Consider the following 2,783-nt stretch of genomic DNA (forward strand, 5'->3'; position numbering starts at 1 on the left):
CTAAGAAGGCATTTCTACCTTCTACAGCTTCTTCGCTCATATAGGCCAATCGTGTGGCTTCGCCAGCAAAAACTTGTTGTCCCACCATTCCATCATCAGTTAAATTCATTGCGAATTTTAACATTCTAATAGACATTGGCGATTTACCTAATATTTCTTGTGCCCATTCGAAAGCAGTAGATTCTAATTCTGTATGCGGAATTACGGCATTTACCATACCCATTTCGTAAGCTTCTTGTGCCGAGTAGTTTCTTCCTAAAAAGAAAATCTCTCTTGCTTTTTTCTGTCCTACCATTTTGGCCAAATAGGCCGAACCATAACCGCCATCAAAACTGGTTACATCAGCATCGGTTTGTTTAAAAATGGCGTGTTCTTTACTTGCTAAAGTTAAATCGCACACCACGTGCAAACTATGTCCGCCACCAACAGCCCAACCTGGCACTACAGCAATAACTGCTTTTGGCATAAAACGAATTAAACGTTGTACTTCTAATATATTTAATCGGTGGTAGCCGTCTTCGCCTACATACCCTTGTTTGCCTCTTGCTTTTTGATCGCCACCGCTACAAAAACTCCAAATTCCGTCTTTTGAAGAAGGTCCTTCTGCAGATAATAAAACCACTCCAATAGAAGTATCTTCGTGGGCATCTTTAAATGCATCTAATAATTCGGCAGTTGTTTTTGGTCGGAATGCATTTCGCACATCAGGTCTGTTGAAGGCAATACGCGCCACACCATCACATTTTTTATACGTGATATCTTCGTACTCTTTTACGATTTTCCAGTTGATAGTTGACATTTTCAATATTTTTTATCAAAAATACTTCAAAAATACTTTAATTTGCAAAAGCAGATGACATTTTTATATAATCAAAGTCAATAAAAAATTCAATCTACTATTTCGCCCAAAAAAAACAGCTAAATAATATATGAAATACAAATCGGACTTTAGTAAAATTAATTTCTTTATACCCTTGTTCCCTGCTGTACTCGTATCGCTAATTGCTTTTTTGTCCGGAGATTCTATTGAAATGGTTTTGGCACCTATTGGTATTCTGATTTTGTTTTTAAGTGTATTAATTACGGTTACATTTTTCACTACCTATTACGAAATTCAAGAAAACGTATTGATTGTTTCTATGTTTTTTTACAAAACAAAAATTAAAATTTCAGAAATTAAAACCATAAAATATTCCAATTCTATACTAAAAACAAATTTTTACAAACCAGGCTTTCATCACAGAGGCATTGAAATTGTTTATCACAAATACGACGACATATTTATATCACCAATAAACAAAGACCAATTTATTGAGCAGTTAATCGAACAAAATCCAACTATAGAAATCAGAAAATAATGAGAATACGCCTTACACTCCTATCACTTACTTTATTTACACTTTCTTGCAAAGACAACGCATCGGAATTTTCAAAAAAAAATGGCACACAACAAGACCAAAGCGACTTTTTTGTAGCATTTAACGAATTAGATTCTGCGTATTGCGAGAAACAAAAAAACGAAATCAGTTACCAGTACAATAAATTAATTAACAAAGGTGATTTCTACGGTCAGTTTTTAGTGGCAAAAAACGGAAAAATCTTATTTGAAGATTATCAAGGCTTTGCTTACAAAGAAAAAGACGATAAAAATAGAAAAAACAAACCATTACATATAGCATCGGTTAGTAAAGTATTGACAGCTGCGGTTATTTTAAGAATGGTTGACCAAGAAAAAATTGGTTTAGACGATAAAGTTTCCGAATACTTAGAAGGTTTTTATCATAAAGAAATAACGGTAAGAATGTTATTAAATCACCGAAGCGGCTTGCGCCATTATGGTTATTTTATTGAACGAGATGTAAAATGGGACCGTTCAAAACGCATCACCAATCAAGATATTTTAAAGTTAATTAATTCTGGAAAAATACATTTAGAAAGTAAACCAGGAACGCGATTTGCCTATTGCAATACCAACTATTCTTTATTAGCGCTTATTATTGAAAAGGTGTCTGGAATGCGTTATCACGAAGCGATGAACGAACTACTTTTTAAACCGTTAGGAATGAAAAACACGTTTGTATTTGACTACGAAAAACACCACGACACGGTAAGTCAAACTTATAAATCAAACCGATTACGCCTGGCTTTTGACCATTTGGATTTGGTTTATGGCGATAAAAACATTTATTCTACAGCACGCGATTTATTAAAGTTTGATTTAGCCACGTATTCGGATAACTTTTTTAGCGAAAAACTAAAGAAAGAAATTTTTAAAGGGTACAGTTACGAATCGAAAGGTGAAAAAAATTACGGATTGGGCATTCGTTTACGTGAATGGAAAGAAGCTCCTACATTAACGTATCATAACGGTTGGTGGCACGGCAATACCTCATCGTATATTACGCAAAAAACAGATACGGTTACGATTATTGCGTTGTCAAATAAAATGACTTACAACACCTATAAAACTAAGAAATTCATAGCATTATTTAACCCTAAATATCCTGTAAAACTGGATAATAATGATGTAGGTGGTGCTAACGAATAATACTTACTGATTTACAAATTTGAATGCAATCGTAGCAATATCAGCTTGCAACCCATCAGTTCTTTCGTAATGATTGAATCGGAAATCGATATTTTTTAGTCCGAATTTCCAAATTTTTGCAGCGGTGAATATGTCGGTATACGTAAATCCGGCGCCATATTGGTTGGCGTTAAACGTAGACAAATCAAAATCTGAAGTATAGAATTTTTCCGTAGAAAGATGTTGTTCAAAAGGC

Annotated in this window: 3 protein-coding genes and 1 pseudogene; 2 read left to right on the forward strand and 2 right to left on the reverse strand. The window is 34.1% G+C overall.

The window, feature by feature from the left end; translation table 11 throughout:
- On the reverse strand, nucleotides 1–799 hold a 799-nt coding region (locus ACIQ11_RS10145; protein ID WP_396154565.1), incomplete at its 3' end, for a 1,4-dihydroxy-2-naphthoyl-CoA synthase.
- Nucleotides 800–929: 130 nt separating this feature from the next.
- Here ACIQ11_RS10145 and ACIQ11_RS10150 point away from each other — a divergent pair.
- Complete coding sequence (locus ACIQ11_RS10150; protein ID WP_396154567.1) at nucleotides 930–1,358, forward strand: PH domain-containing protein; 429 nt, start codon at nucleotides 930–932, stop codon at nucleotides 1,356–1,358.
- Nucleotides 1,358–2,548 carry a serine hydrolase domain-containing protein gene (locus tag ACIQ11_RS10155; RefSeq protein WP_396154569.1) on the forward strand — a complete coding sequence of 397 codons (1,191 nt, stop codon included), beginning with the start codon at nucleotides 1,358–1,360 and terminating at the stop codon, nucleotides 2,546–2,548. Before ACIQ11_RS10150 ends, ACIQ11_RS10155 begins: the two co-directional genes overlap by 1 nt.
- A gap of 3 nt (nucleotides 2,549–2,551) precedes the next feature.
- Here the strand turns inward: ACIQ11_RS10155 and ACIQ11_RS10160 are convergent.
- A pseudogene (locus ACIQ11_RS10160) lies at nucleotides 2,552–2,783 on the reverse strand (hypothetical protein); the annotation flags it as partial.

The sequence above is a fragment of the Flavobacterium sp. genome, assembly GCF_044361065.1.
GTDB lineage: Bacteria > Bacteroidota > Bacteroidia > Flavobacteriales > Flavobacteriaceae > Flavobacterium.

Bases quoted from the DNA above. Each gene is read 5' to 3' on its own strand.
- ACIQ11_RS10155 (WP_396154569.1), top strand. From the start codon at position 1,358: ATGAGAATACGCCTTACACTCCTATCACTTACTTTATTTACACTTTCT.
- ACIQ11_RS10150 (WP_396154567.1), top strand. From the start codon at position 930: ATGAAATACAAATCGGACTTTAGTAAAATTAATTTCTTTATACCCTTG.